This is a genomic window from uncultured Bacteroides sp. (genome assembly GCF_902472605.1).
Lineage (GTDB): Bacteria > Bacteroidota > Bacteroidia > Bacteroidales > Bacteroidaceae > Phocaeicola.
The window spans coordinates 25668-51867 of record NZ_CABROP010000021.1 but is presented as its reverse complement, the minus strand read 5'-3'; the positions used below and the strand labels follow the sequence as shown (position 1 = coordinate 51867).

At 44.4% G+C, this 26200-nt stretch carries 23 protein-coding genes; 12 read left to right on the top strand and 11 right to left on the bottom strand.

What is annotated here, in order from left to right; translation table 11 throughout:
- The 5 genes from RDP42_RS06685 to RDP42_RS06665 form a co-directional block, all read left to right on the top strand.
- Positions 1–902 (top strand): helix-turn-helix domain-containing protein (locus RDP42_RS06685; protein WP_308763065.1); only part of this gene is annotated, 902 nt, incomplete at its 5' end.
- The gene (lptE, locus tag RDP42_RS06680) at positions 889–1422 is read left to right on the top strand and encodes an LptE family protein (RefSeq protein ID WP_204476766.1); all 534 of its coding nucleotides are present in this window, start codon (positions 889–891) and stop codon (positions 1420–1422) included. The genes RDP42_RS06685 and lptE, both read left to right, overlap by 14 nt.
- 7 nt (positions 1423–1429) lie before the next feature.
- Positions 1430–2230, top strand: coding sequence for a tetratricopeptide repeat protein (locus RDP42_RS06675; RefSeq protein ID WP_308763064.1), 801 nt, complete (start codon positions 1430–1432; stop codon positions 2228–2230).
- 6 nt (positions 2231–2236) lie between these two features.
- A complete protein-coding gene (gene secG, locus RDP42_RS06670) occupies positions 2237–2608 on the top strand; it encodes a preprotein translocase subunit SecG (RefSeq protein ID WP_204476768.1) in 372 nt (123 codons plus the stop codon).
- Positions 2609–2731: 123 nt separating this feature from the next.
- Complete coding sequence (locus RDP42_RS06665) at positions 2732–3916, top strand: DUF418 domain-containing protein (protein WP_308763063.1); 1185 nt, start codon at positions 2732–2734, stop codon at positions 3914–3916.
- A gap of 214 nt (positions 3917–4130) precedes the next feature.
- Here RDP42_RS06665 and RDP42_RS06660 read toward each other — a convergent pair whose 3' ends face one another.
- Both RDP42_RS06660 and RDP42_RS06655 read right to left on the bottom strand, forming a co-directional pair.
- The gene (locus tag RDP42_RS06660; protein ID WP_022354734.1) at positions 4131–4682 is read right to left on the bottom strand and encodes an NADH peroxidase; all 552 of its coding nucleotides are present in this window, start codon (positions 4680–4682) and stop codon (positions 4131–4133) included.
- Between the two features lie 49 nt (positions 4683–4731).
- Complete coding sequence (locus RDP42_RS06655) at positions 4732–5154, bottom strand: transcriptional repressor (protein ID WP_308763062.1); 423 nt, start codon at positions 5152–5154, stop codon at positions 4732–4734.
- Between the two features lie 195 nt (positions 5155–5349).
- Between RDP42_RS06655 and RDP42_RS06650 the strand changes: the two genes are divergently transcribed.
- Positions 5350–7287, top strand: a complete 1938-nt coding sequence (locus tag RDP42_RS06650) for an NAD(+) synthase (protein ID WP_308763061.1) — start codon at positions 5350–5352, stop codon at positions 7285–7287.
- A gap of 224 nt (positions 7288–7511) precedes the next feature.
- On the opposite strand, the gene RDP42_RS06645 is transcribed toward RDP42_RS06650, so the two are convergent.
- The 7 genes from RDP42_RS06645 to RDP42_RS06615 all read right to left on the bottom strand — a co-directional run bounded on the left by RDP42_RS06645 (position 7512) and on the right by RDP42_RS06615 (position 15519).
- The gene (locus RDP42_RS06645; RefSeq protein ID WP_308763060.1) at positions 7512–8465 is read right to left on the bottom strand and encodes an alpha/beta hydrolase; all 954 of its coding nucleotides are present in this window, start codon (positions 8463–8465) and stop codon (positions 7512–7514) included.
- 24 nt (positions 8466–8489) lie between these two features.
- Positions 8490–9233 (bottom strand): shikimate dehydrogenase, encoded by a 744-nt coding sequence (locus tag RDP42_RS06640; RefSeq protein WP_204476363.1) that lies wholly within the window; start codon positions 9231–9233, stop codon positions 8490–8492.
- A gap of 18 nt (positions 9234–9251) precedes the next feature.
- Entirely contained in the window at positions 9252–9992 is a 741-nt protein-coding gene (gene ubiE, locus RDP42_RS06635; RefSeq protein ID WP_308763059.1) for a bifunctional demethylmenaquinone methyltransferase/2-methoxy-6-polyprenyl-1,4-benzoquinol methylase UbiE, read from the bottom strand.
- A 99-nt stretch (positions 9993–10091) separates the two neighbouring features.
- Positions 10092–11039 (bottom strand): phosphoribosylaminoimidazolesuccinocarboxamide synthase, encoded by a 948-nt coding sequence (locus RDP42_RS06630; protein WP_308763058.1) that lies wholly within the window; start codon positions 11037–11039, stop codon positions 10092–10094.
- 43 nt (positions 11040–11082) lie between these two features.
- Positions 11083–12081: a PhoH family protein gene (locus RDP42_RS06625; RefSeq protein WP_022354741.1), complete on the bottom strand. Its 999-nt coding sequence runs from the start codon at positions 12079–12081 to the stop codon at positions 11083–11085.
- Positions 12082–12170: 89 nt separating this feature from the next.
- Positions 12171–13820 (bottom strand): C69 family dipeptidase, encoded by a 1650-nt coding sequence (locus RDP42_RS06620; protein WP_308763057.1) that lies wholly within the window; start codon positions 13818–13820, stop codon positions 12171–12173.
- 37 nt (positions 13821–13857) lie between these two features.
- Entirely contained in the window at positions 13858–15519 is a 1662-nt protein-coding gene (locus tag RDP42_RS06615) for a M23 family metallopeptidase (RefSeq protein ID WP_308763056.1), read from the bottom strand.
- Positions 15520–15688: 169 nt separating this feature from the next.
- On the opposite strand from RDP42_RS06615, the gene RDP42_RS06610 reads away from it, so the two are divergent.
- Positions 15689–17434 (top strand): phospho-sugar mutase, encoded by a 1746-nt coding sequence (locus tag RDP42_RS06610; RefSeq protein ID WP_308763055.1) that lies wholly within the window; start codon positions 15689–15691, stop codon positions 17432–17434.
- An 830-nt stretch (positions 17435–18264) separates the two neighbouring features.
- Here RDP42_RS06610 and RDP42_RS06605 read toward each other — a convergent pair.
- The gene (locus tag RDP42_RS06605) at positions 18265–19233 is read right to left on the bottom strand and encodes a hypothetical protein (RefSeq protein WP_308763054.1); all 969 of its coding nucleotides are present in this window, start codon (positions 19231–19233) and stop codon (positions 18265–18267) included.
- Between the two features lie 704 nt (positions 19234–19937).
- Between RDP42_RS06605 and RDP42_RS06600 the strand changes: the two genes are divergently transcribed.
- From RDP42_RS06600 to RDP42_RS06590, 3 genes are all read left to right on the top strand, one after another.
- A complete protein-coding gene (locus tag RDP42_RS06600) occupies positions 19938–20135 on the top strand; it encodes an NVEALA domain-containing protein (RefSeq protein WP_308763066.1) in 198 nt (65 codons plus the stop codon).
- A gap of 71 nt (positions 20136–20206) precedes the next feature.
- On the top strand, positions 20207–21208 hold the full coding sequence (locus tag RDP42_RS06595; RefSeq protein WP_308763053.1) for a BF3164 family lipoprotein: 1002 nt from the start codon (positions 20207–20209) through the stop codon (positions 21206–21208).
- Between the two features lie 1086 nt (positions 21209–22294).
- A complete protein-coding gene (locus tag RDP42_RS06590; protein ID WP_308763052.1) occupies positions 22295–23695 on the top strand; it encodes a leucine-rich repeat protein in 1401 nt (466 codons plus the stop codon).
- A gap of 48 nt (positions 23696–23743) precedes the next feature.
- On the opposite strand, the gene RDP42_RS06585 is transcribed toward RDP42_RS06590, so the two are convergent.
- Positions 23744–24343 (bottom strand): TetR/AcrR family transcriptional regulator, encoded by a 600-nt coding sequence (locus tag RDP42_RS06585; RefSeq protein ID WP_308763051.1) that lies wholly within the window; start codon positions 24341–24343, stop codon positions 23744–23746.
- A gap of 746 nt (positions 24344–25089) precedes the next feature.
- Between RDP42_RS06585 and RDP42_RS06580 the strand changes: the two genes are divergently transcribed.
- Both RDP42_RS06580 and RDP42_RS06575 read left to right on the top strand, forming a co-directional pair.
- Positions 25090–25809: a BF3164 family lipoprotein gene (locus tag RDP42_RS06580; protein ID WP_308763050.1), complete on the top strand. Its 720-nt coding sequence runs from the start codon at positions 25090–25092 to the stop codon at positions 25807–25809.
- Complete coding sequence (locus RDP42_RS06575) at positions 25751–26140, top strand: BF3164 family lipoprotein (protein ID WP_308763049.1); 390 nt, start codon at positions 25751–25753, stop codon at positions 26138–26140. Before RDP42_RS06580 ends, RDP42_RS06575 begins: the two co-directional genes overlap by 59 nt.
- Positions 26141–26200: the final 60 nt, after the last annotated feature.

Sequence of the window (26200 nt, the reverse complement as noted above, 5' to 3'; positions counted from 1 at the left end):
TAGGTTCTTCCAAGGTACAGAAAACGGATGTACGTATTGTGGCTGCCACGAACGTGGATTTCTCGGAAGCCATAGCCGACGGGCGGTTTCGTGAAGACTTGTATTATCGTTTGAATACGGTACCTATCAAGGTGCCGGCTTTGCGTGAACGTCCGGATGATATTCCACTCTTGTTCCGGAAATTTGCTTCCGACTTTGCCGAAAAATACCGGATGCCGGCCATTCAGTTATCGGAGGATGCGCGCCGGATGCTGGTCTCTTATCCGTGGCCAGGCAATATCCGTCAGTTGAAAAACATTACGGAACAGATTTCCATTATTGAAACCAATCGTGACATTACGGCTGATATCTTGCAAGGCTATCTGCCGGCGCAGCCAGTATCGAAATATCCTGCGCTTCTGGGCGGGTTGAAGCCGGAAGGTGAAAAAGGTTTCCAGAGCGAGAGAGAAATTCTTTACCAGGTGCTGTTCGATATGCGCCGGGATGTGACCGAGTTGAAGAAACTGGTACATGACATTATGGCGGAGCGGGCAGGTGAAGCCCCTATGCCTTCCACTTCTTCTACTCCGGTGCATTACATTCCGCAAACTCCGGTAAGCTTGATGCAGACCCCTTCGGTGGTGGTGAATCCGGTGGCTGAAGTGGGAAAGGTTTCCAATGTGACTTCGGTAAGCAATGTTTCGCCTGTGAATTCCGGCATGAAAGTCACTCCGGCAGAAGTATCGGATGTGCAGGACACGGAAGAATATGTGGAAGAAAATCTGTCGCTGGATGAGGTAGAGAAGGAGATGATTCGGAAAGCGCTGGAACGTCATCATGGGAAACGGAAAAATGCGGCGAATGATTTGAAAATATCAGAACGTACACTTTATAGAAAGATAAAAGAATATGGGCTTGAATAAGAAGTATATCAGCGTGATGAAATATGTACTTCCGGTGGTATTGTGCATTTTGACTGCCTGCACCGTGTCGTATAAGTTTAATGGTTCTTCCATTAATTATGATAAGGTGAAGACCATCAGTTTCCAGAACTTTCCGAACCGTTCGGCTGCCTTCGTCTGGGGCCCGATGGAGTCTATGTTCAATACGGCTTTGCAAGACAAATATATGCAGCAGACCCGTTTGAAGCAGGTACGTCAGGGAGGGGACCTGGAACTCTCGGGTGAGATTACCAATTACGATGCCTATAATAAAGGAGTTGGTTCGGATGGTTATTCTACCATGGCAGAGTTGAGAATGACCGTGAACGTACGGTTTGTGAACAATTCGAACCATGCAGAAGATATCACTGACCAGCAGTTTACGGCCAGTCGTGAGTACAATGCCAGTCAGCAGCTGTCATCTGTACAGGAAGAGCTGGTACAGCAGATGATCGATGAAATCGTAGAGCAGATATTCAATGCAACCGTAGCCAACTGGTAAGAGAAAGATGATACAGCAGCGGTTACAGCAATGGATTGAGCATCCGGAGTCGTTGGATACGGAGAGTTTGTATGAACTGAAAAGCCTCTTGGAACGTTATCCTTATTTTCAGACGGTCCGGATTCTGTATCTGAAGAATTTGTTTTTGTTGCACGACCCGTCTTTTCAGGATGAGTTGCGCAAGGGAGCTCTTTTCGTAGCCGATTTGAGCGTGTTGTTTTATGCCATCGAAGGAGAACATTTTAAGATTAAACAGCACGCGGAAACAGCTGATAATACGCCTGTGGTGGGCGCAGAAGACCGGACGTTGGACCTGATTGATCGTTTCCTTTCGGATACGTGTGGGGCTACGACGGATAATTTGCTTCCATTGCCGGCCGAAGCCGTGGATTATACTTCTGTGCTGGCAGAAGGACTTTCAACTGAGAAAACGGAATCAGCTCCTCTCAGAGGGCAGGAACTGATTGATAGCTTCATTGAAAAGGACTCCAAGGAAGAAGTGAAAAAAGAAGAACAACGTCTGGCAGATGCGTGGTCTCAGGAAATGCTTGCTTTGGAAGAATCGGGAGATGAGGCTCCCGAAAAAGAGGACGAAACGGAGCATACGGACGCGGAACAGCCTGAACCGGAGGACGAAGAAAATTATTTTACCGAAACCTTGGCTAAAATTTATGTTAAACAGCAGAGATATGATAAGGCGCTGGAAATTATTAAAAAATTAAATTTGAAATATCCGAAAAAAAATACTTACTTTGCAGACCAAATCAGGTTTTTAGAGAAGTTGATTATTAACGCTAAATCAAAATAAAAGAAAATGTATTTATTATTTGTCGTATTAATGGTACTTGCAGCTGTATTGATGTGCTTCGTGGTATTGATACAGAATTCTAAAGGAGGAGGTCTTTCTTCCAGCTTTGCATCTTCCAATCAGATTATGGGAGTTCGCAAGACAACCGATTTTATTGAAAAACTGACTTGGGGATTGGCTGCATTTATGGTAATTGTCAGCGTAGCTACTGCATACGTGGTTCCTTCTCAGACCGAAGGTTCTTCAGTCATCATGGATCAGGCAGTGAAAGAACAGAAAACTAATCCGTTGAATGCTCCTGCAGGTTTTGCTGCTCCTCAGAAAGACGCAGCTGCTACAACTGCTCCGGCTGCTGCAACTGATTCTACCAAGAAGTGAGAATAAAAAAATAGTAGACAGAATGAAGGGCTGATTAGCTCATTCATTTTGGGCGGGAAAACGGAAATCCGGAGGATAATTGCCACGGCTTTCCGTTTTCTTTTTTCGTGAATTAAATCTTTTATGGAAAACATACAGAAAAAAGAGCGAATCCTGGCCATCGATGCGCTGAGAGGATTTGCAGTGATGGGGATTATCCTGCTCCACAATATCGAACATTTCAATTTTTATTCTTTCCCTGAAACTTCTTCTCCGGCACTGGCGAATTTGGACCAGACGTTGTGGGATATGTTGTTCTTTCTGTTTTCAGGAAAGGCCTACGCCATTTTTGCCTTGCTCTTTGGGTTCACTTTCTATTTGCAGAGCCGTAGTGCCGCCAAGCGAGGAGAGGATTTCAAGGGGCGCTACATGTGGCGGCTTGTGCTGCTGTTGGGATTCGGGTTTGTGAATTCCCTGTTCTTTCCCGGTGAGATATTGGTGCTTTATGCCATCCTGGGTTTTATTCTGGTGCCTGTCCGTCACTGGAAGAACCGGTCACTGCTGATTTTGGCTGTCATACTGATGCTTCAGCCGGTGGAGTGGATTAAAGTGGTGTGTGGATGGCTCAGTCCGGATTATGCACCCCGCCAGATGGTATTCTCGTTGGGCGATGTGTATCCGCAGTTAGGAGGTGATTCCTGGTGGGAGATGGTGAAAATGAATTTTACCATCGGTCAGCTGGCCAGTCTGAACTGGGCGTGGTGTTACGGAAGGGTGTTCCAGACCTGTGCCTTGTTTGTGCTCGGCCTGTGGATAGGCCGGATGGGTTATTTTGATTCATCTTCAGAAACGGCTTTGGGACGTTCCCGCAACTTCTGGACTTACGTGTTGTGCTTTTCTCTTCCGCTGGCAGTGGTGTTTTATTTTGTCAAAACCTTTGTCTTTTCGTTAGTGTCTCAGCCTTTGATGCTGGACAGTCTGAAAACCATCCTGAATTCCTGGTATAATTTCTGTTTCATGCTGACCATGGTTTCGGTGTTCCTGTTGCTTTACTGGATGGGAAAGGGCAAGATACAGAAGATCTTAGTGCCCTATGGAAGAATGAGTCTGACCGATTACATTATGCAGTCAGTTATTGGAAGCTTCCTGTATTTCGGTTACGGATTGGCCTTGCACCAGTATTGCGGTACGACGGTCAGCCTGTGTGTGGGAATTGTCTTTTTCCTGTTGCAGTTGGCCTTTGCCCATTGGTGGTTCCGGCATTTCAAGCGCGGTCCGCTGGAGACCCTTTGGCACAAACTGACTTGGTTGGGAAAAACAGTCAGTTAATCAGTTACGTTTTCTCCGTACTTTCTGAAAAAATATTCCGGTACTTCCAAGGGAGTACTCCAGTACTGCTTAAGAAGTACTACGGTACTTTCTTGGAAGTATTCTGGTATTCCCCAGAAAGTACTGAAATGGAGTTGCAAATATAAAAAAAAGAGAGACCGTCCTCGGGTTGAGGCGGTCTTTCTTTTTTTGTAATGAAAGTCGGTGCTTTCAATTATTTCTTGAAATATCTGTTGTACAGACCTTCGAAACCTTTTCCGTGACGAGCTTCGTCTTTAGCCATTTCATGAACAGTGTCATGGATAGCATCCAGGTTCAGCTGTTTAGCGCGAGTAGCGATACGTTTCTTGTCTTCGCAAGCACCGCATTCAGCGTTCATACGTTTTTCCAAGTTTGTCTTAGTATCCCATACGCAGTCACCCAGCAGTTCAGCGAATTTAGCAGCGTGTTCAGCTTCTTCCCAAGCATAGCGTTTGAAAGCTTCTGCTACTTCTGGATAACCTTCGCGGTCAGCCTGACGGCTCATGGCCAAGTACATACCAACTTCAGTACATTCACCCATAAAGTGGTTGTTCAGGTCTTTGATCATTTCGTCGTCGCAACCTTTAGCTACGCCGATCACGTGTTCGTCTACGAACTGCAAGCCACCTTCAGCTTCTTCCAGTTCTTTGAACTTAGAAGCAGGAGCTTTACACATCGGACATTTTTCAGGAGCTGCTTCACCTTCATAGATGTAACCACAAACTGTACAGATAAATTTCTTCATACGTCAAAAAATTTTAAGTAGTTAGTTATATATTAATAAGTTATGTTCTTTAATTCTTTGTAATATCTTTTCCTGCGCACTCCGGACAGATACCTTTGTAATACTGGTGTACCTCTTCCACGATGAATCCGTCTCTTTGGAACATTTCGGCTTCACTTGGATCTACCTTGGCAGGCACATCGTATATTTTATTGCAAACCTTGCATTGAAAATGTGCATGCGGTTGCATGTCGCCGTCAAAGCAGGCATTTTTTTCGTCAATGGTCAGCATTTTTGCGGCACCATGCTCTACGAATAACTTGAGTGTGTTATACACTGTAGTCTTTGAGAGTGTAGGGATTTCCTTGCACAGCGCTGTATAAATTTCGTCAATGCATGGATGGGTTTTGTGTTTAAGCAAATAGTCCATGATGGCAATGCGTTGTACTGAGGGCTTAATCTCATGGTCGAGCAAATATTCGTATGCTGTCATATTTTTCAATTCTGTAATTATTACAATTCTAATTCGAGGGCAAATATACAAAGATTTTCTATTCTAACAAATAGAACGTGATGTTTTTTGTTTTTTTTACTTTATGTGCTATGTTAAAAAACTCTCGTTTTCGCATAGGGGGGTGTGTAAATATTGTTTATTTTTGCACCACTATATAATATATAACAAATTTATATGAGATTTGGTTTTGTAAAAGTGGCCGCTGCCATTCCTGCAGTGAAGGTAGCCGATTGCAAGTTTAATGCGCAGCAGACAGAGCAACAGATTGTCATTGCCGATGGAAAGGGCGTGCAGATTATTGTTTTTCCGGAATTGAACTTGACGGGATATTCTTGCGGAGACTTGTTTGCCCAGAGTTTGCTGCTGGAGCAGGCAGAGTTTGCTTTGATGCAGATTGTCAATAACACCCGTCAGTTGGATATTATTTCTATTGTCGGTATGCCGGTGATGGTAAACTCCACTTTGATGAATTGTGCGGTTGTTTTTCAAAAAGGCAAGATTTTAGGACTTGTACCGAAGACTTATCTTCCCAATTATAAAGAATTCTACGAGCAGCGCTGGTTTACTTCTTCGGCGGCTCATCCCGATTCGACTACCGTCCGCCTTTGCGGACAGGTGGTTCCCATAAGTGCCCATTTGCTCTTCGATACGCCGGAGGTTTGCTTTGGCGTAGAAATCTGCGAGGATGTATGGGCGCCCGTACCTCCCAGTTCCACACTGGTACTGAAAGGAGCCGAAATCATCTTTAATCTGTCGGCCGATACGGAAAACATCTGCAAGCATCAGTATCTTCGTTCTTTGCTGGCACAGCAGTCGGCACGGTGCCTGGCGGGCTATGTGTTCTCTTCCTGCGGCTTTGGAGAATCGACTACCGATGTGGTTTTCGCAGGGAATGCCCTGATTTATGAAAACGGCAGCCTGCTTGCCGCTTCCGACCGTTTCTCTTTCGAAGAACAGTTGGTCATCAGTGAGATTGATGTGGAGCGTCTGAGAGGGGAGCGTCTGGTGAACACCACTTTTTCAGCCAGCATACGGATGCATCAGGAAGTACCTGTGCAACATATCAGCACGGAATTGGTTCCGATACGGGAACTGAGTCTGACCCGTCCGGTAGAACCTCATCCGTTTGTGCCCTCCGGCACCCGTCAGCTGGACGAACGTTGCGAAGAAATTTTCTCCATTCAGGTGGCGGGTCTGGCCAAGCGTCTAGTACATACCCATTGCAATACGGTCGTATTAGGTATTTCCGGAGGACTGGATTCTACGTTGGCCTTGTTGGTCTGTGTCAAGACTTTCGACAAGTTGGGCTTGCCGCGTAAGGGAATCGTGGGCGTAACCATGCCGGGTTTCGGAACCACCGACCGTACCTATCACAATGCCCTCTCTCTGATGGCCTCTCTGCAAGTGACCACGAAGGAAATCAGCATCAAGGATGCCTGCATTCAGCATTTCCAGGATATCGGTCAGGACATGTCGGTACACGATGTGACTTACGAGAACGGACAGGCCCGTGAGCGGACGCAGATTCTGATGGATTACGCCAACAAGCTGGGCGGATTGGTCATCGGTACCGGCGATTTGTCGGAACTTGCTTTAGGATGGGCCACCTATAACGGCGACCACATGTCGATGTATGGCGTGAATGCCAGCATCCCCAAGACTTTGGTTCGCTATCTGGTGAACTGGGTGGCACAGACGGGAGTGGATACCTTGTCCCGCAATACCCTGCTCGACATCATCGATACCCCAATCAGTCCGGAACTGATTCCAGCCGACGAGAATGGCAACATCAAGCAGAAGACCGAAGATTTGGTAGGTCCTTATGAGTTGCACGACTTCTTCTTGTTCCATTTCCTGCGTTTCGGCTTCCGTCCGGCCAAAATTTTCTATCTGGCCGAGATTGCCTTCCGTGGCACGTACGACAGCACGACCATCAAGAAGTGGTTGACGAACTTCTATCGTCGTTTCTTTGCCCAGCAGTTCAAGCGTTCTTGTCTGCCCGACGGTCCGAAAGTCGGTTCCGTCTCTTTGAGTCCGCGAGGCGACTGGCGTATGCCGAGTGATGCCAGTGCAGCATTGTGGCTGAAAGAATGTGAGGAACTCCAGGCTTGATTCGGGGAGAGGCAGACCGATACAGAAAGCGTCCCTCTCCAGGAAGTGAAATCGTGAAAGTCTATATTTGATAAATTGGAATTCCAACGTAAAAAATCTCCTGCTTTCGTCCTGTCATTGAAGATAAATGAGGACTGAAGCAGGAGATTTTTTTAGGATATCATGTAGGGATTGTAAGTCGGCCTGTTCAGTGCTTCTATTTTGAGACCGTCTTCTTTGGAAGGTCAGTGCAAGTACTTTTCAGTGAATGCCTTTATCCGTTCTGTATATTCTTCCGGATACAGTTTGTAGGAATGGGCATGATCTACACCCTCCGTAATCCATAGTTCCTTGGGAGCCGGTTTGGCCTCATAAAGTTTGTATACCATCCACGTCGGTACAAAGTCGTCGTTGTCGCCGTGGATGAACAGCATGGGCTTGCGGCATTTCGCTACCTGCGACAAAGCCGAAGCTTCCTGAAAATTCCATCCGTTCTGCAACTGGCAAATCCAGCTGGCCGTGTTGAGTAATGGGAAAGGAGGCAAGCCGAACAAATCTTTCAGTTCTTTGCTGAACTGGTCCCATACGCTGGTATAGCCGCAGTCTTCCACGAAGCAAGTCACGTAGTCGGGAGTCGCATCCCCCGACAGCATCATGGTGGTGGCTGCCCCCATGGAGATGCCGTGTACTACCGCCTGCAAGGAATCCCCAAACAAGGCTGGTGCCACGTCTGTCCATTGCCTTACGTCCTTCCGGTCCAGCCACCCCATTTGGATGGCATCCCCTTCCGTCAGTCCCGCGTAGCGCAGGTCCGGCAGCAAAATATTATAGTCCAGTGAATGATTGTAGAGATAGCCGATGTGAAACATACGGATGGCATTGTCCGTATAGCCGTGTACGATAATTGCCGTGTGGGCAGTAGGGCGGGAGGCGTGTGCATAAAACGCGTGCATCCGAATGCCGTCGGGTGCGAGGATAAATGTATCCCGGAGTGCATGATGTTCTTCCAGACTGTCCAGCCATTGGACAATCTGAGGATATTCCTTTCGCATGAAAGTTTCAGATTCCACCATGTTTTTCCCCCGGTTTTCCGGTCGGAGAGCGAAATCAATCAGATAGAAACTTCCGCCTATGATAATTCCCATGGCCAGCAGTAGCAGAACGACTGCCGACCAGAGAATCTTCTTTTTGATAGTCATTGAAAATGGGTGTTGAGTCGGTGGTTAGCTGTTCCAGATGTCCCATGCTCCGAAAGCTTGCAACAAGAGCATTTCCAGCCCGTTCTTGACAATGGCTCCCTGGTCGCTACCTTTCTTCATGAAAAGCGTAGTATTCGGATTGTAAAGCAAGTCGTAGAGCAGGTGCTGCGGAGTCAGCAATTCGTAAGGGATATTCGGGCATTCGTCCGCCTTCGGATACATGCCTACCGGCGTACAGTTCACGATGACCTTGTAGTCCTGCATGATTTCAGGTGTAATCTCCTCGTACGTGATGACTTCATCATTGTGTTTGCTGCGTGAAACGAACAGCGTTTCCAGTCCCAGTTGTTTCAATCCCTGGTGTATGGCTTTCGATGCTCCCCCTGTACCTAAAATCAACGCCTTCTTGTGATAAGGCTCCAATAGCGCTTCAATGGATTGGACAAAGCCGATGAGGTCAGAGTTGTATCCTTTCAACTTGACGCCTCCTTTGGTATGCTCCACCTTGATGACATTGACAGCTCCGATTTCCTGTGCGTCTTTGTCCAGTTCATCCAGATAAGAGATGACCTTTTCCTTATAAGGAATCGTGACGTTCAGTCCTGCCAGGTTCGGATTGGTTTTGATGATTTGCGGAAATTCTTCGATGCTTGGAATCTCAAAATTCACATATTCGGCATCAATATTTTCGGAATGGAATTTTTCATTGAAAAAGTTCTTGGAAAAAGAATGTCCAAGCGGATAACCGATTAAGCCAAATTTTTTCATAAGGTTCAAAGATATTAGTTATTTTGTCGCAAAATAGAGTGTACACGTACCCATGGTCAGGCGTTTGAATTTTACCTCGCTGAAACCCGCTTTCCGGATAATTTCCTGCATGACTTCTCCTTGCGGGAAAGCCTTGATCGATTCGGGCAGATAGGTATAGGCGCTGCGGTCTTTCGAGAGCAGCCAGCCCATGGCCGGAATCACGAATTTGGAATAAAGTGCATAGCCTTGTTTCATGGGGAAATGTGCCGGTTCCGACAGTTCCAGAATGACGAGATGTCCGCCGGGTACCAGTACTCTGTACATCTCTTTCAGGCCCTTGTCCAGATGCTCAAAGTTACGGATTCCGAATGCCACCGTGATGGCATCAAACCGGTTTTCGGGGAAGGACAGTGCCGTACAATCTTCTTTGGCAAACGAAATCTGTTTGTCGAGTCCCAGTAGTTTCACTTTCTCACGTCCCACGTTCATCATGCCTTCCGAGATGTCCGTACCAATCAGTTCGGTCGGTTGCAGCATCTGGCAGGCTTGGATGGCGAAGTCGCCCGTACCGGTAGCCACATCCATGATGTGCTGGGGGTGATAAGGTTCCAGCAGGCGGATAGCCTTCCGTCGCCAGCTTTTGTCGATTCCCCATGACATCAGGTGGTTCAGGTTGTCGTATGCCGGTGCGATGTGGTCGAACATTTTCTCTACCTGGGCAGCCTTGCCCTCTTTTTCGTTGTATGGCTTGATATTTTCTTGTGGATAATGAGACATGCGTGGAAAGTTAAGATGGGACAATGTAATGGTGAATCTCCCTCTGAGAATGAAAGCCGTTTCATTCCACAAAGGGAGATTAGGGTCAGATGCTTTTAATTAAAGCAACAAATAGTCAGTTACGTTCTTTTCGATACGTTTGGTCAGGTTGTCTGTGTCACCTTTTACGAAGCTTTCGCCTGTGATGTGCTCAAACAACTCGATGTAGCGGTCGCTGATAGATTCCACGATGGCCGGAGTCATTTCAGGTACCTGCTGGCCTTCCTTACCCTGGAAGCCGTTGGCCATCAGCCATTCGCGTACGAATTCCTTTGAAAGCTGCTTCTGCGGTTCTTCTTTTTCGAAGCGTTCCTGATAACCTTCTGAGTAGAAGTAACGGCTGGAGTCCGGTGTATGGATTTCGTCCATCAGGTAGATTTCGCCGTTGTGCTTTCCGAATTCATATTTCGTGTCTACCAGAATCAGGCCACGTTCAGCCGCCATCTGAGTACCGCGTTCAAACAACGCCAGGGTATATTTTTCCAGGATGGCATATTCTTCCGGAGTAGCCAGTCCTCTGGCCAGGATTTCTTCTTTGGAGATGTCTTCGTCGTGCATACCCATTTCAGCCTTGGTAGTCGGAGTGATGATCGGATGAGGGAATTTTTCGTTTTCTCTCATGCCTTCCGGCAGACGCACGCCGCAGATTTCACGTACACCACCCTTGTAGGCACGCCATGCGCTTCCGCAAAGGTAGCCGCGTACAATCATTTCTACAGGGAAACCTTTGCACATCACGCCCACGGTAACCATCGGGTCGGGAGTAGCCAGTTTCCAGTTCGGGCAGATGTCTGTGGTAGCGTCCAAGAATTTAGCCGCAATCTGGTTCAGCATCTGTCCTTTATAAGGGATACCTTCCGGCAGCACGACATCGAATGCCGAGATACGGTCGGTAGCAACCATTACTAACTTTTCATCGTTGATGTTGTACACATCACGTACTTTTCCGTGATACACACTTTTCTGTCCAGGAAAGTGGAAGTCTGTTTTTGTTAAAGCTTTACTCATTGTCTTGTTATGTTTAGTAATGAATAGATTCCGTTATGTGTGTTTATGCCTGTGGAGTCTTTTCGGCTTCTCTGGCAGCACGTAATTGTTTTCTTTCCGCTTTCTCTTTTTCCTCGAATTTCTCGTAGGCTTCCACGATGCGGGTCACCAGTTTGTGGCGGACAATGTCTTTCTTGTTCAGTTCGATGAAGCTGATGCCTTTCACGTCTTTCAGGATTTTCATGGCCTGCACGAGTCCCGAAGTCTGCGAGGCGGGAAGGTCAATCTGCGTCATGTCGCCCGTCACAATCATCTTGGTGTTCATACCCATTCGGGTGAGAAACATTTTGATTTGCTGGGTGGTGGTGTTCTGCGCTTCGTCCAGGATGACCACCGCGTCGTTCAGCGTACGTCCGCGCATGAAGGCCAGCGGTGCAATCTGGATGACGTTCAGTTCCATGTATTCCTTCAGCTTGGCCGCCGGAATCATGTCCTGAAGCGCATCGTATAGCGGTTGCAGGTAAGGATCAATCTTGTCCTTCATGTCGCCGGGCAGGAATCCTAACTTCTCGCCTGCTTCTACGGCCGGACGGCTGAGGATGATTTTCTTGATTTCCTTGTTCTTCAGGGCCCGTACCGCCAGGGCGATGGCCGTGTAGGTCTTTCCTGAACCCGCCGGACCGATGGCAAAAATCATGTCATTCTTTTCGAATTCGCGCACCAGCTTCAACTGGTTTTCACTTCTCGGAGTAATCGGCTTGCCCGTCACGCTGAACACGATGGCGTCGCCCGTCTTTTCAATTTTCGGGGCATTGCCCTTCACGATGTCCAGGATGACTTCTTCATTGAGCGAGTTGTACTGCACGCAGTGTTTCTCCAGCGCCAGGACGGCCTCTTCGAAAGCGCACATTTCCTCCTCGTCTCCCATGATTTTGATGACGTTTCCGCGTGCCACAATCCGCAGCTTGGGAAACAGGGCCTTGATCATCTGCATGTTGGCATTGTTCACGCCATAGAAGATCACCGGGTCAATATCTTCGAGTACGATATGTTTCTCTATCATTGAGTTTCTTCAGATTCGCTTGTATTTTATTTTTTGCAAAAATAATCATAACTTTTGATTGTAGAACGAGAAAGCAGAAGAAAATCTGCTTACTTCAGTTCTTTCATTTTGTAGCGTTCGCCGGTTGATTTTACCAGTTCCTGCAAGAATTCCTTGCTGTATCCCGGTCGGTCCAGCGGAGCCGTGTTGCCGGTAGCCGGGCGTTGCAGCTGTCCGTTCTGCATGCGTTTCACGGCACCGTCGTTGTAGCGTACGATGAGGAATTCGCCCAGTTTCTTCCAGCTGTCTACGGCAGTCTGTGCCGTCATCTGTGTGTAGTTGGTCAGGAATTCCTTGGCTTTGGCTGGGTCTTGCTGATACAGTTTCAAGGCGGTGCTTTCAATGCCTTCCTGTGCCTGTGCATAAGTATCTTCCAGGCTGTTCTGCACGGTGCGCATGTCTTCCACCATCAGGTTGTAGCGCGGACGGATCATGTCGGCCACCCAGTTGTAAATCCAGAAAGCGGAATCCCATGAGAAGGTCACGCAGTCACCGTTTCCTTGCTGGTAAGGATAAGGCACCTTGTCCGTGTTGCAGTACACCGGAGTGAAGACCGTCATGTTGGCGTCGTCCAGACCGAACCAGAGCACACCGCCGATGGCGTCGGGCAGGTTGGAACGCATCTGTGAAACGAATACAAAACCACTCTGCTGGGTAGAGATGGGGCGTTCGTTAAAATATTCCTGTCCATCTACCTTAAAGGTCAGCGGCGACAGGCGGTAAGGCATCTCGAAACAGCCGGCACCCATGTCTTTGGTGATGTCGAGCGGAGTGCCTTCGTAGTGGTCACGCATGGCATGCTGGATGTCGCGTACCGAAATCTTCTGGTCCGGTTTTACGTAAAGCGGCATCGGCTCCTTGCTCTCGCCCTGGATATAAGAAAGGTAAGACTGTCCGGTCGCCTTGCTGAACATGTTGTAGAAGCTCCACACACGTGCCTCGCAGAAACGCAGGCCGCTGAAATCGAGCGGGCAGTAAGCATCGGCAAAGCTGAAGTCCTTGTTGTTGCCGCTGAAATAGCCTTTTTCGCGGGCAAAGGAAATCACGTCGGGTGCATACAGGCAGTTCTCCTTGTCGTTCATGTCGAACTTGTGGATACGGCTCTGGTTGGCATGAGCGGCAATGCAGTCGTCCGGAATACGGACAGCCACCCATACAGCCCCTTTCACGCCCGGTCCTTTTCCAATCATCTCCATGATCCAGGCTTCGTTCGGGTCGGCAATCGAGAACGATTCACCGCTGCTGTAGTAACCGTATTCTTTCACCAGGTCGGTCATGATTTTGATGGCTTCTTTGGCCGTGCGCGAACGTTGCAGGGCCACGTAAATCAGGCTTCCGTAGTCCATGATGCCGGTGCTGTCCACCAGTTCCGGACGTCCGCCGAAAGTGGTTTCCCCGATGGTCACCTGAAACTCGTTCGTGTTGCCGATGACGTTGTAGGTCTGTTTGGCTTCCTTGATTTTGCCCAGGTATTTGCCCGAATCCCAGTCGTAGATGTCGCGCATTTCGCCCGGTGCATGCTGGGCAGCCGGGTAGTGGCACAGGTAGCCGAACATGCCGTAAGAGTCGGCCGAATAAGAAACGATGACGGAACCGTCGGCTGAAGCCTTCTTTCCGACAATGAAGTTGGTACATGCCCATCCGTTGGCAATACATGCTGTCAGCAGAAAGACAGCCAGCATTATTTTTTTCATTTTCATGTAGGTAGATTGTTTATGATTTGAGTTATTGATTCTTTCAGAACTTGTATTCCTTGCGGGCCGTGTTTCCGCATTGGTCGGTCACGGTCACCTCGGCCTTGTGGGGAACTCCCTTTTTCACCTTTTCCGGGTCTTGTATCACCAGGATGCCTTTCTTCAGGCCGAAGAGGACAAACTTCCCGTCAATGTACACCTTGTAGGTGCCGATACCCGATTCTGCGTCGCTGATGCGGAACCGGATTTGTCGGTTGCTGCGCCATCCGCCCTGTCCGACGGGAGTGATTCTCGGCGCCACGGTATCCACATCGACAGAGAAGGTGCCGAGGGAGCGTATCCGGGTCTTGACCCATCCGTTCTCGTATTTCCCGCCCATGGAGCTCCGCCATTTGCCGGCCTTCTGCACGATGTAGTATTTCGTGGTGTCGGCCACCGGCTTGTGGCGCAGGCCGATGGACAAGTCGCAGTAGCTGTGGATAGGTGTCCGTCCCGCATCCAGTACATAGTCGAAGGCAATGTGCGAGCTATCCCCTTTGACACGGGTGTGGAGCGGCACGTTGTCATATACGTAGTAGCGGGGCACCACCAGTTCCATGCCCGGTTGCTGGATGATGTTGGTCCGGTTCCAGTAGAGCATTTCATCGGCTTCCGGCTTGTAAGCAGGAATGTCCTGCCGTTTGCCCTTTATGGTAAATGCATATGTTCTGCGGTTGCCGAAATTGTCTTCCAGCACGTAGCGGAAATGATAGTCCCGTTCCTCGTTGATGTCCACAGCCCCCCGGTTCTCATCCGTGCGGAGCAGCCGGAGCCGGTTGCCGGGCAACTTATAGGAACGCATAATCAGCCGTCGTGTGCGGGTCAGCTCGTCGTAGTCCGTAAACCCGTTGATCATGCGGTTCTCGTCGGGCAGCACCCGGTCGGTTGTGCTGTTGAACACCTGTACCGAGTCCACATAAAGCGTGACCGAGTGTACGCCGTAGAAGTTCGAGGTACCGTCCATGTAATCCTTGGCGCTGATGCCCGTGTAGATTTTCCCCCACGCGTGGATGGGCTGTCTCAGGGCATTCACGTTGAGCAGTTTCTTTTGTGTGCTGCCGTTCACCACGCCCTCTCCCAGAATCGGATAAATGCCGATGAGGCTGGCCACGGGCGCCTTGCTGTCCTTCAGAAAACGTTTGAAGTAAGGCATGGGGTCAATGTATTCCCCCGTTTCCGTCTGCCGCAGCTCCAGGTGCAGGTGAGGTCCGGCCGAAGCCCCCTCATTGCCACTCAGGGCAATGATATCCCCCTTCTTCACCGGGAACTGTCCGGGCTTGAATTTCAGGTCGCAGGTAAATGTTTCGTGCGCATACTGGTACTGGCGCACGTAAGCCTGTATGTTCTTGGCAAATGACACTACGTGTCCGTACACCGAAGTCAGTCCGTTAGGGTGGGTGATGTAGAGAGCCTGTCCGTATCCTCCGTGCAATACCGCCACACGCGATACATAGCCGTCGGCAATGCAGTAAATGGGTTTGCCGGTTACCCCTTGTGTCTTGATGTCCAGCCCGTTGTGGAAATGATTGGGACGCAGTTCGCCAAAGTTGGCGCTGAGCAGAATCGGGAAGTCGAACGGAGAACGGAAGTAGTTGTCGGTGGCATTCTGGGCCTGTCCGGAGAGTACCCCCGTCAAGGCCAGTGCCAGTATCATTTTTTGTCTCATTTTTTCGTATTTGTTAAGCGGTTACAAAGATATTAAGAAATCCCGAAGCTGCAATCTTTTTGGAATGACTCTAAAAAATACGTCGTCTTTTATTAGGATAATTTATCCGAATGGTCTATTTTTGTCAGTGTATTGATATGCAAATTATTATTTATTAAACAGTATAATCATGGAAAACAATGAATTAATTCAACAGTGTACAGAGAAAGCTCAGACATGGCTGACGCCTGCCTACGACGCCGAAACACAGGCTGAAGTGAAACGCATGCTTGAAAATCCCGACAAGTCGGAATTGATTGATGCTTTTTATAAAGACCTTGAATTCGGTACAGGTGGTTTGCGCGGCATCATGGGAGCCGGTTCCAACAGAATGAATATCTACACGGTAGGTGCCGCTACACAGGGCTTGGCCAACTACCTGAACAAATGCTTTGCCGGAAAGAAAGACATCTCGGTAGTGGTAGGTCACGACTGCCGCAACAACAGCCGCAAGTTTGCGGAAATTTCTGCCGACATCTTCACAGCCAACGGTATCAAGGTATATCTGTTCGATGACATGCGTCCTACACCGGAAATGTCATTTGCCATCCGTCATCTGGGTTGCCAGAGCGGTATCAACATCACGGCTTCTCACAACCCGAAAGAATACAACGGTTACAAGGCTTACTGGGACGACGGTGCACAGGTACTGGCTCCGCACGACAAAGGCATCATCGACGAAGTGAACAAGATTTCCAGCGTGAGCGAAATCAAGTTCCAGGGCAACAAGGAACTGATTCAGATTATCGGCAAGGAAATTGACGACGAATACCTGCGTCAGGTACACACCTTGTCTATCGACCCGGAAGTGATCAAGCGTCAGAAAGACCTGAAGATTGTCTACACTCCGATTCACGGTACCGGTATGAAACTGATTCCGCAGTCACTCAAATTGTGGGGCTTTGAAAACGTACATTGCGTGGCCGAACAGATGGTGAAGAGCGGCGACTTCCCTACAGTGGTATCTCCGAACCCGGAAAATGCAGAAGCACTGACCTTGGCCATCAAGCTGGCCAAGGAAATCGATGCCGACATCGTGATGGCTTCCGACCCCGATGCCGACCGTGTGGGTATGGCTTGCAAGGACAGCAAGGGCGAATGGGTCTTGATTAATGGTAACCAGACCTGCTTGATTTTCCTGTACTACATCATCAAGAACCGCATTGCCATGGGCAAGATGAAAGGCAACGAGTTCATCGTGAAGACCATCGTAACCACAGAACTGATTAAGAAGGTGGCCGACAAGAACCACATCAAGATGCTCGACTGCTACACTGGTTTCAAATGGATTGCCCGTGAAATCCGTCTGCGTGAAGGCAAGGAACAATACATCGGTGGCGGTGAAGAAAGCTACGGATTCCTGGCTGAAGACTTCGTACGTGATAAAGATGCCGTTTCTGCCTGCTCACTGCTGGCTGAAATCTGCGCATGGGCCAAAGACCAGGGCAAGACCTTGTATGACATACTGATGGAAATCTACGTAGAATACGGCTTCTCACTGGAAGTGACTGTCAACGTAGTGAAACCGGGTAAGACGGGTGCCGACGAAATCAAGGCCATGATGGACAACTTCCGTGCATGTCCGCCGAAAGAACTGGGTGGTTCGGAAGTGGTTCTGGTAAAAGACTACAAGACCTTGAAGGCTACCGACAACACCGGAAAAGCCACAGACTTGGATATGCCGGAACCTTCCAATGTGCTTCAGTTCTTTACAGCCGACGGTACAAAAGTTTCTGTACGTCCTTCCGGCACAGAACCTAAGATTAAGTTCTACATGGAAATCAAGGGCGAAATGCATTGTCCGAAGTGCTATGCAGGTGCATTGGCCGACGCCAAAGAAAAAGTAGATGCAGTAAAGAAATCTTTGGGCATTTAAGATGCGGGGTGTGTGAGTGCGCCGCCAGAGATGATTTAAAATAAGGAATGTCATTCCCGCAAAGGCTTTCAGGAGTCTTTCTTGCTTCGGGGATGACATTCTTTTTTTGTCAGAATGTTTGCTGTTTTGAGAAATTCCTGTCAAAAAGGGTGAAATTGACGGGTTTTTCTAACTGTGTCTGGCGGCAAAAAGCCTCTTCTGTGCAGCCGCCTTTTGGAACCCGAAAACCTCATCTGCCCCACAGCAGTCTGTAGAGAAGGAGAAGGGGAGTGAAACAGTCGTCCCGGGAGAATGAAAAATGAAAATCCGGAAAAATCGCTTTGGCGTTCGGAGGCAAACGCAAAGGCGTTTCACTCCAAACGTCCTTGCGTTTTCCGGCAAACGCTTAGGAGCTTCCGGACAAACGCACTTGTGTCTTTTTTGCAGGCCTTAAAATGAAGATTTTTGAGGACTTTATTTTCTATTTCAAGCGTGAATTTGGAATTTCCTAGTGTGACTGAATGAAGACTTATTTCGCTTCTTGGTATTCCCTTTGTTGCTGAAACAGCTTTCTTGTTTCCTTCATCTCCTATTTTAGGGAGCTTTCTTTTCTTCTTGAATTTGTGGAGCTTCTTTTCCTGCACAGTTTGTGCATGAGGATTGACCTGAGGGCTGAATTTCCTTTTCTGAAGAAGAAAAAATGAGCAAAATGACAGTTGTGTCTCACACCGACGAGAATATGAACGAAATCACGGGTAAGTACTATTTTGCAGAAGAGTTCATAGACTACAAGGCCAACGTGAAACAGGTACGATAGCAGACTGGCGAACAGAGTAGTTACCAGCTTCCCTTTATTCGGGTAGGGCAGTACCTTCATCGAATGTTGGGAAAATTAATTTATACCCTTTTCCTCTGACAGACTGTATCGTTATATTGAAATCGCTCAGGTCTTTTTTCAGTTGTCTGATGGAATGATAGATTCTGTCTTTGATTTCGGGAGACTCATCTATCAATCCATATAGAATGTATATCTCGGAATAGTTTAGGAAGAAAGCCTCTTTTTTTAGGAACAGCTTGAAGAACTTAAGTGATTCTCCGTTTAAAATGATTGTCTTTTCATTATGCTTTATGCTGTGTTCGTGTTCGTTCCATAGAAATCCCTCATGGATGCTGCACCATTTGCTTGGGTCCGTTTTTCGTTTTTCGGTTTCGAGTGGTGACAATTTCATGGTTTGTGCCTGTTTTTTAGTGTGTCTTTTCATGTAGAAAAAGACAGTCAGTCCCATTACATTCAATAATGCCAGCAAATAGACTGTGATATTGTCTAAAAGAAGATAGAAGGGCAAGTATGCGTATGCCTTCACAATCAGGTCCGTCTCCTTTTTGTTTTCTTTGGTATATCTGTTTGTCTGTATCAATGTGGCTTTTTCCAGAAAATCTTTCGTACGGCTGCTCGTCGATTTTCCATTGTATGTGTAGGTTATTGCTGTTTGTAGGTTCAAACCCTGTCGGGCCATCTCTTCGTTGAAAAGACTGTCCAGTCTGTGCCTGCATGAGTCTTCCATCGTAAGATACAATTGGTTTGCCCACTCTATTTTGTCAGAGGCAGGAATTGTATCAGGTGAATATTTGGAATCAAAGTTTATAAAGACTTTTTGGATGAATAATTTTTTTTCTTTTCCAATAGCTGTATAAAATGCTATCTGGCTTTTCTGTATGATGTTTTCTTTTTTTCTTGTGACTGAAAAAAGTATGATGCACGAAATAAGTGCCATATAAATGATACCCAATCCTACAGTTTTGATGCTATTCATTCCCATTGTTTGTGTGTTGAATCTGAAAGTTTTCTGAAAAAAGAAATCCTAAACGGTTGTTTGTCAGTGAGATGATTGTTTTTCAGGAAACTTTCAGATTTTGTATATCTGTTTTTTTCTAATTTTGATACAAACATAAAAAATAAGGAAGTAAAATAAAAAGATTTACAATGAAATTATTTGTATCAGGTGAAACGGATTCCAACTGACATGAACTGACATTTTCTGTTTCTATGTGTCTGTTAAACCGTTTGTTTCAGTTCCGTATGAATTGGCTGGTTCAGATTCTGTTGTGGAATATATGTTTTCTCCCTAATTTTGTTATTGTGAAATTTAAAACTGTTTGTATAAGACAATGTCAAGCAAAGTACTTATGATAAAGCACATTTATTTATTTGTCTTGTTTGGGCTGGTTCCTTTTTTTATGACAAATCAGGAACGGAAAAAGTCTTATGGAGTCACCACTATTACCACTTCAGCGGGAAGTAAACTCATTCCAGTCCCAAGTGAGTTGGCCTTGAAATACAAGCTTGACATACTCATCAGAAGAAATGACGATTTTTCTCTCGATTTCTCAATTTTCGGAAAGATTAGTTCACTTACAAAGACACATCTTTCAGTAGAGTTGAGTATATGATGATTCAAATCTGTTAAAGGGTGATTGAATAAACTATAATATAAGAGTAATGAATAATGAGAAAGAATAGAAAATACATTTTGCATCAGCATTTGCTTCGGTAGCTAGATATAATGTATATAATTCACAGAAAGAAATTGCTCTGTCAGACATTGCCATGGAAAATGTTGAAGCATTGGCTGTTGGAGAAAGCAATAGAGGGTGGACACTTGACCGAAATGCTATCTGTGAAACAAGTCATAATGATTATCCAGATTACAGAAATAATTAAACATTAAATTCCATATTCCCCTTTTTCTCTTAGGAGGAAAAAGGGGAATAAAAACAATATCTTGATTATTTATGAAGCCTATTTTTTTCATTTTCGTTTTATTTCTAACCATATCATGCGTAGAGAAAAAAAAATATTCTAATGCCAAATATTTATACCCAACAGACAGCTTGCAAGTAGAAGTAGGTTCACCTTCATTAATAAAAATAGCCGGCAATCAACTATTCACAGACAAATCTTTTGCTGATTCCTATAACATAGATGTTATAGACATAGAACACGATTCCATAATGTATTCTTTTGCCAAAAAAGGACAAGGGCCTAATGAGTTCCTACAAATAACTAGTATGGATATTTTTAGAAAAAACCAAAACTGGTATATTGCATTATTTGATAATCTCCTGCGAAAACTTGTAGTCTACTCTATTGATAGTTTAAATTATCACAAAGGGCAATGCCCACCAGTGTGCGTAAAAGAATTACCTGTAAACAGTCGATTTATGGAAATATACGAAATACAGAACGGATATATAGCTACCGGAAGAACCGAAAAGAAATACACCTTACTGAATAAGGATATGAAATGTCTTAGCACTTTTGGAAACTATCTAACTTGTGACAACAAAGACACGGATTACATGTCCCTATCAAAAGCCAACTACGGACGTCTATATTTGTCAAGCGACAAGACCTCCGTAGCTAGTGTTGTCTTCATGTCTGGGACCTTATCCGTTCTCACCCTGCACAATCAGCAACTTACCCCTGCATGGAGTTATGAAGCTTCAGGATTCGAATACGCAGTAAACGGACGTAACTTAAAACAACTTAGCCCCACAGGATATTTGGCTGCAGGATTTACAAAGGAAAATGTAGTAGGTCTCTATTCAGGAGAAGAAAAAAATGGAAAGACAAACTATGGAAATGAGTTTCATATATTCAGTACACAAGGAGAACTGCTGAACAAATACAAGATATCATCCCAGCTGTATAACTTCTGTATCTCAGAAAATGACGGTCTGATTTATGCTATATCCTATGAGAATGATCCAAAGATTATTATTTATAAACTTTAGTAATTCACTGCTTCCGGAAAAAATTTTCAGGAACATTCAACAAGTGCAATGAATGGTAATATCATATATGTATATGATTGGAACGGAGAGAATTTGTGTCAGTATGAACTGGATATGAATTTACAGAATATATGTATAGACAAGACAGGTAAGATCTTATATGCTATATATAACCCTGACTCTGCAATAGTGAAAATTTTATTACCAAATCATTTTCAAACTGTCTTCTATAAATAAACAATCTAATAGAAACCTAAAACAATTTTAAGGTTAAAAATTTTTTAATAACATGAAAAGTCGGAGATTTATGGTTCAATGATTAGAAATGTTTATTTTGAAAAGTTGTTTGAAACTTATGTTTCAATTCCCTTGGAGATCCAAAAAGAAAAAACATTATTTATATTTCTGATTTTAGAGGAGACAGTTCTCAGCCTATAGTATCCCCTAGCATAAATGTAGCGTCTTCATTTTTCATAAGATTCTATAAAGGTTATATATCTGCAATATAATAATCGTTATATATAAAAGGATATAAAGTGCATATTGTGGTGTAATATAAACCATTAATAATCGCGTATTTATATTGGTTATTACTATAAATAATAAAAGATAAGCCATGTTAAATACATAATCAGCGAGTAAAAAATAGAATAATATAACAATCGTTACATATAAATATATTATCTTTGTCGGTGAATTCATAATCGATACTCCAAGATTAGCATTGAGAGCATCGACAGACCAAACTGTATAAGCGTGGAATCTGAAAAGCGTTACGAGTAGGAATATATTAAACGATAAAAATGCCTTGTGCTAAAAATGTATATGTTTAATGATTAATCACTTTAATAAGTATGATTGTAGAGTAGGGAGTTACTCCCCAAAAATTAGATTGTAAAGTAAACTCTATCATTGCAAAGAGACATTATATGTTGAGTCAAATCCTTCATTCTTTTTCAATTTAATTTAAAAGAGTCTATATCAAAGATATATTTAATCAAAGCCGACCTCACTGCTAATGTTCTGGAGGGTGATGGTCCTAGGCAGTTCTCGCTGTGGTAAAACTTCTCCGGACAGCAGTAAAGTATGAGACAAATAACATTGTATTTATTAAGTATTGTGTTGTTTACATTCATGTCAAGTTGCCATGATGAAGAAAGCGGAAACATATCGTGGTCTCAGGAAGCTTCGGTACTGATAAAGCAGGGAATCAGTTCTACTCACGAAAAAACAGAAGTCGTTCTGAAATTCACTACAATCAATTCAGATATTTCAGTTTCGTCAGACGAAGCATGGATTGGTGCATCCATTTCACTTGTTGGAGGAAATGGAGAATTACTTATCAACATTTCGGAAAATCCCGATATTCCGACCCGGCAGGGCATTGTGGTCGTTAGCTCCAAAGGCGAAACAACCATTATTCACATCACGCAAGAAGGTATTCACCGCGTTGTCCCTGAAAATAATTGCTACTATCTTCATAATGGGAAAGGAGAAATGAGCGTCAAGGTACAAGCCGGCTCTCTTCCAGTTGCCGAGATATACCCTGAAAACACGGATTGGATAAAGGTAGAAAAAGTTACAGCTGCCAATGACAATGAATACATTATAACCTTGACCTTTGAAAAGAACGATGGATTAGGACGAATTGCGTCTTTGGATTTTAAAATCAATGACCAATCGGCTGTTGATCATTGTGGCCCTTGCATTATTCAAGAGCCAGCCTCATTTGGTGAAAATGTGGAAATATCAGTTGATAAGCCGGGATGTCTTCAGGTTCTTTTAGGAAATGAAGCCAGCAACCTAAACCGCATACGTTCTCTTAATATTATCGGCCCGGTCAATGGCCTTGATTTTCCGGTCATAAAAAGTTTATTATCAAATCAGGAAAATAGCTATGCGCAAAATCCTGTAAGCATTGATCTCTCAGAATGTACAATTGTTGCCGGTGATAAAAATCCATTCGAGTATTACGGTTGGAATCCGTCAAAGAGGTATGAAGACATTTTCTTATATGGAGAAATTCCTTCCGATGTATTCACAAATGCAGTTAATCTCAAAGACATAATCCTTCCTGAAGGACTGAAAATCATCGGGATGTCAGCTTTCAAAGGATGTAAAAATCTCAATAAGGTTCAAATACCCAATTCAGTGGAGGAAATCAATAGCAAGGCATTCTATGATTGTTTGAGAATGGAAGATATACAAATCAATGATGACTCAAACCTTTCGTCAATAGGGAATCAGGCTTTTACGACCGGGTCTTTATTGAAGGATTTAACTATTCCCATGACTGTAACGACCATTTCCAGTGAGGCATTTCTTGGATGTACAGTTTCACGTTTGCATCTTAAATGGCAAGAGCCTCTTACGGTAAGGATTGTTCCTAACACAGAAGAGTGTGCTCTTTTTGTGCCCAAAGGAACTGCTGACTTATATAGAAGTACTCGTAATTGGAGTAATTTCAAAGAAATAGTTGAAGAATAGATATCTTGCGATGGGTGCTTCTATTGAAATCGCTCAGGTATTGTTCTGTCATTTGAGAAGGGCATAAATGTAGTCGTAAGTCTGTTTTAGCCTGTCTATGTCGTATCCTCTCTCTGTGAACACCCCCTCAAAAGCTCTGCCTAAATAACAGTCTTCGTATAAATAGCTAATGCTGATGGAATCTAATTGGCTTCTGATCTCACCAGAGGAAATTGCATTCTCGGCAACGGATTTCCAGATTTGCAAATCTTCTTCATACCATCTGGTGCATTGTTCCTTAAAGTCAGGTATATAAGACAAAGCTGAATTTTCAATGCGCATCAGGGCCTCATTCATATTCATAAAGCCCGTGTCATACATCTGCTCCTTTTCGCGTTTCAATATCTCAATGAAATAATTATAAAAAGAACAAAGGGACAATTTATAGGCATCAGGTACAGCCTTTATAGATGATGTACCGTATACGTAAGTCTTTACAACCTCTTTAAACAGGCCTTCCTTGTTCTTGAAATAATATATCATGGAACCCCGACTTATGCCTATTACCCTCTCCAGTACACTGAAAGACACACGGTCATAAGGCATGGTGGCAAACAGTCTGAATGCCTCTATTAGTATTTTCTGTCGGCTTGTTTCTCCTTTGTTCATACTTATTAAGTTTTTTATACCATGCAAAGGTAGGAAATATAACGACATGAAGAAAATTATCACGTATATATATTATATTCTCGTACAAAAGACGTATTATATTGAATTTTATTTCTACATTTGCACTATAACAATCGTTATAATATTATTGTTATGGGATACACAATTAATAACACCTTACTACAAGGTGGCTAAAAAGATTCTGAAAACTACATTTAGTTTTAAAGAGCTTTTTTTAATCTGTGTGTTGCCAAAATAGAATTATTGAAAGATTTATGAAAAGAAATTTTTGTCATAGCAAGAAAAAGGATTGGAACTATTGGGGTTATAGTGCATATGCTACACAGTAGAAAGTTGGACACCTTGCTGTCATTCAATCTGGACGGAACTCATGATAAGGTCTATAAGCTTCCTGTACCTGTGTTTACATTTAACAAACAGAACCTTATATGGCCTGAGATTTATACCTGAATATCATTTGGCAAGGTATCCTTTTTAATGACAGGACACATTTGAGAAAGCAGAAAATAGTTTTGATATATTTAATCATGAAAGTGCGTATGAAAAAGATTCTTTTTTAGTTTTTAGATATTGAATCTGAAAGTTTTCTGAAAAAGGAAATTCTAAACAGTTGTTTGTCAGTGAAATAACTTCTTCTCAGAAAACTTTCAGATTTTGTATCTCCATTTTTCCCTAATTTTGGTACAAACAAAATTGGCTTATTCATTATTTTAACCTATTGGATTATGTTAAGAAGTCTTGTTGTGGTTTTTTCTGTATGCTTATTCTCATGTTCTCAGAATGTGGATAAAAGTAGTATTGATGCGTTATTCTCAGGTGGTGATACAATAAAATGCACGGTGCTGAATACAGATGGACATTTATGGGGAAAACCTTTTAGCATGAAATATATTGATTCGATGCTTTTTGTGTATGACGATATAGCTGGGGAGAATATATTTCATCTGGTAGACCTGAATCATGGCAATAAGGTGCTTGGTTTAGGGAGGAAAGTCCAAGGGGGTAATGAATTTATAATGCCTATGGAATATTTGCCATGTGGTGATACAGCCATTGCCGTATTTGACTATGCGAATAAAAGGTTGTCTGCTTTGAGTGTCGATGACTTCCTGAATCAAAGGAATGAGCCGGAAGTTTGTTATAAAGATACTTTTTCGGGTACCATTAAGCTGTTTCCTACAAAATTTAATACAGAACTGTCATTTGGCTTTTACGATGACTGCATGTTTTATCTGCAAAAGAACAATCAGATATTGCAGAAATTGGGAGATTTTCCCTATCGCGATGCACAGGAAAAACAGATTGAGAACCGTTTAAGGGGACTGGCCTATCAGGGAACTCTTCAGAATAATCCTTCGAATGATAAGTTTGTTTATGCTGTAAACAGTGCTGAAAATTGTATATTTTTATCATATAGACTCCACATCAGTAAGAAAAGTGTGTGAATATCAATATAGTTATCCGCAATATCAACCCATGCAGGAAGGTGATGCAAGGGCGGCTCCTATCAGTGCCGATAATATCAGGACGTTTATGGATGCCACTGCCAGCGATCACTTTGTTTATCTGTTATATTCAGGCAAGACATATAAAGAAGAGGGCATGAAATCTTTTGAAGGAACTATTGTCTATGTATTCGACTGGAGGGGTAAGGCATATAAAAAATATATTTTGAATCTGCCTGTATTCCGGTTCTGTGTGGATAAGGATGACAGGGCGATATATGCATTTTCAAATAATCCGGATCCGGTTCTGGTTCGGTTCCCTTTGATTTGATGAAGGGATAAATCTCTTGATTAAATTTTTGATTGGGAATTGAAGATGATATAATTATAT

Coding starts and splice junctions, on each gene's coding strand:
- lptE (WP_204476766.1), top strand. CDS start 889: ATGGGCTTGAATAAGAAGTATATCAGCGTGATGAAATATGTACTTCCG.
- RDP42_RS06675 (WP_308763064.1), top strand. CDS start 1,430: ATGATACAGCAGCGGTTACAGCAATGGATTGAGCATCCGGAGTCGTTG.
- secG (WP_204476768.1), top strand. CDS start 2,237: ATGTATTTATTATTTGTCGTATTAATGGTACTTGCAGCTGTATTGATG.
- RDP42_RS06665 (WP_308763063.1), top strand. CDS start 2,732: ATGGAAAACATACAGAAAAAAGAGCGAATCCTGGCCATCGATGCGCTG.
- RDP42_RS06660 (WP_022354734.1), bottom strand. CDS start 4,682: ATGAAGAAATTTATCTGTACAGTTTGTGGTTACATCTATGAAGGTGAA.
- RDP42_RS06655 (WP_308763062.1), bottom strand. CDS start 5,154: ATGACAGCATACGAATATTTGCTCGACCATGAGATTAAGCCCTCAGTA.
- RDP42_RS06650 (WP_308763061.1), top strand. CDS start 5,350: ATGAGATTTGGTTTTGTAAAAGTGGCCGCTGCCATTCCTGCAGTGAAG.
- RDP42_RS06645 (WP_308763060.1), bottom strand. CDS start 8,465: ATGACTATCAAAAAGAAGATTCTCTGGTCGGCAGTCGTTCTGCTACTG.
- RDP42_RS06640 (WP_204476363.1), bottom strand. CDS start 9,233: ATGAAAAAATTTGGCTTAATCGGTTATCCGCTTGGACATTCTTTTTCC.
- ubiE (WP_308763059.1), bottom strand. CDS start 9,992: ATGTCTCATTATCCACAAGAAAATATCAAGCCATACAACGAAAAAGAG.
- RDP42_RS06630 (WP_308763058.1), bottom strand. CDS start 11,039: ATGAGTAAAGCTTTAACAAAAACAGACTTCCACTTTCCTGGACAGAAA.
- RDP42_RS06625 (WP_022354741.1), bottom strand. CDS start 12,081: ATGATAGAGAAACATATCGTACTCGAAGATATTGACCCGGTGATCTTC.
- RDP42_RS06620 (WP_308763057.1), bottom strand. CDS start 13,820: ATGAAAATGAAAAAAATAATGCTGGCTGTCTTTCTGCTGACAGCATGT.
- RDP42_RS06615 (WP_308763056.1), bottom strand. CDS start 15,519: ATGAGACAAAAAATGATACTGGCACTGGCCTTGACGGGGGTACTCTCC.
- RDP42_RS06610 (WP_308763055.1), top strand. CDS start 15,689: ATGGAAAACAATGAATTAATTCAACAGTGTACAGAGAAAGCTCAGACA.
- RDP42_RS06605 (WP_308763054.1), bottom strand. CDS start 19,233: ATGGGAATGAATAGCATCAAAACTGTAGGATTGGGTATCATTTATATG.
- RDP42_RS06595 (WP_308763053.1), top strand. CDS start 20,207: ATGAAGCCTATTTTTTTCATTTTCGTTTTATTTCTAACCATATCATGC.
- RDP42_RS06590 (WP_308763052.1), top strand. CDS start 22,295: ATGAGACAAATAACATTGTATTTATTAAGTATTGTGTTGTTTACATTC.
- RDP42_RS06585 (WP_308763051.1), bottom strand. CDS start 24,343: ATGAACAAAGGAGAAACAAGCCGACAGAAAATACTAATAGAGGCATTC.
- RDP42_RS06580 (WP_308763050.1), top strand. CDS start 25,090: ATGTTAAGAAGTCTTGTTGTGGTTTTTTCTGTATGCTTATTCTCATGT.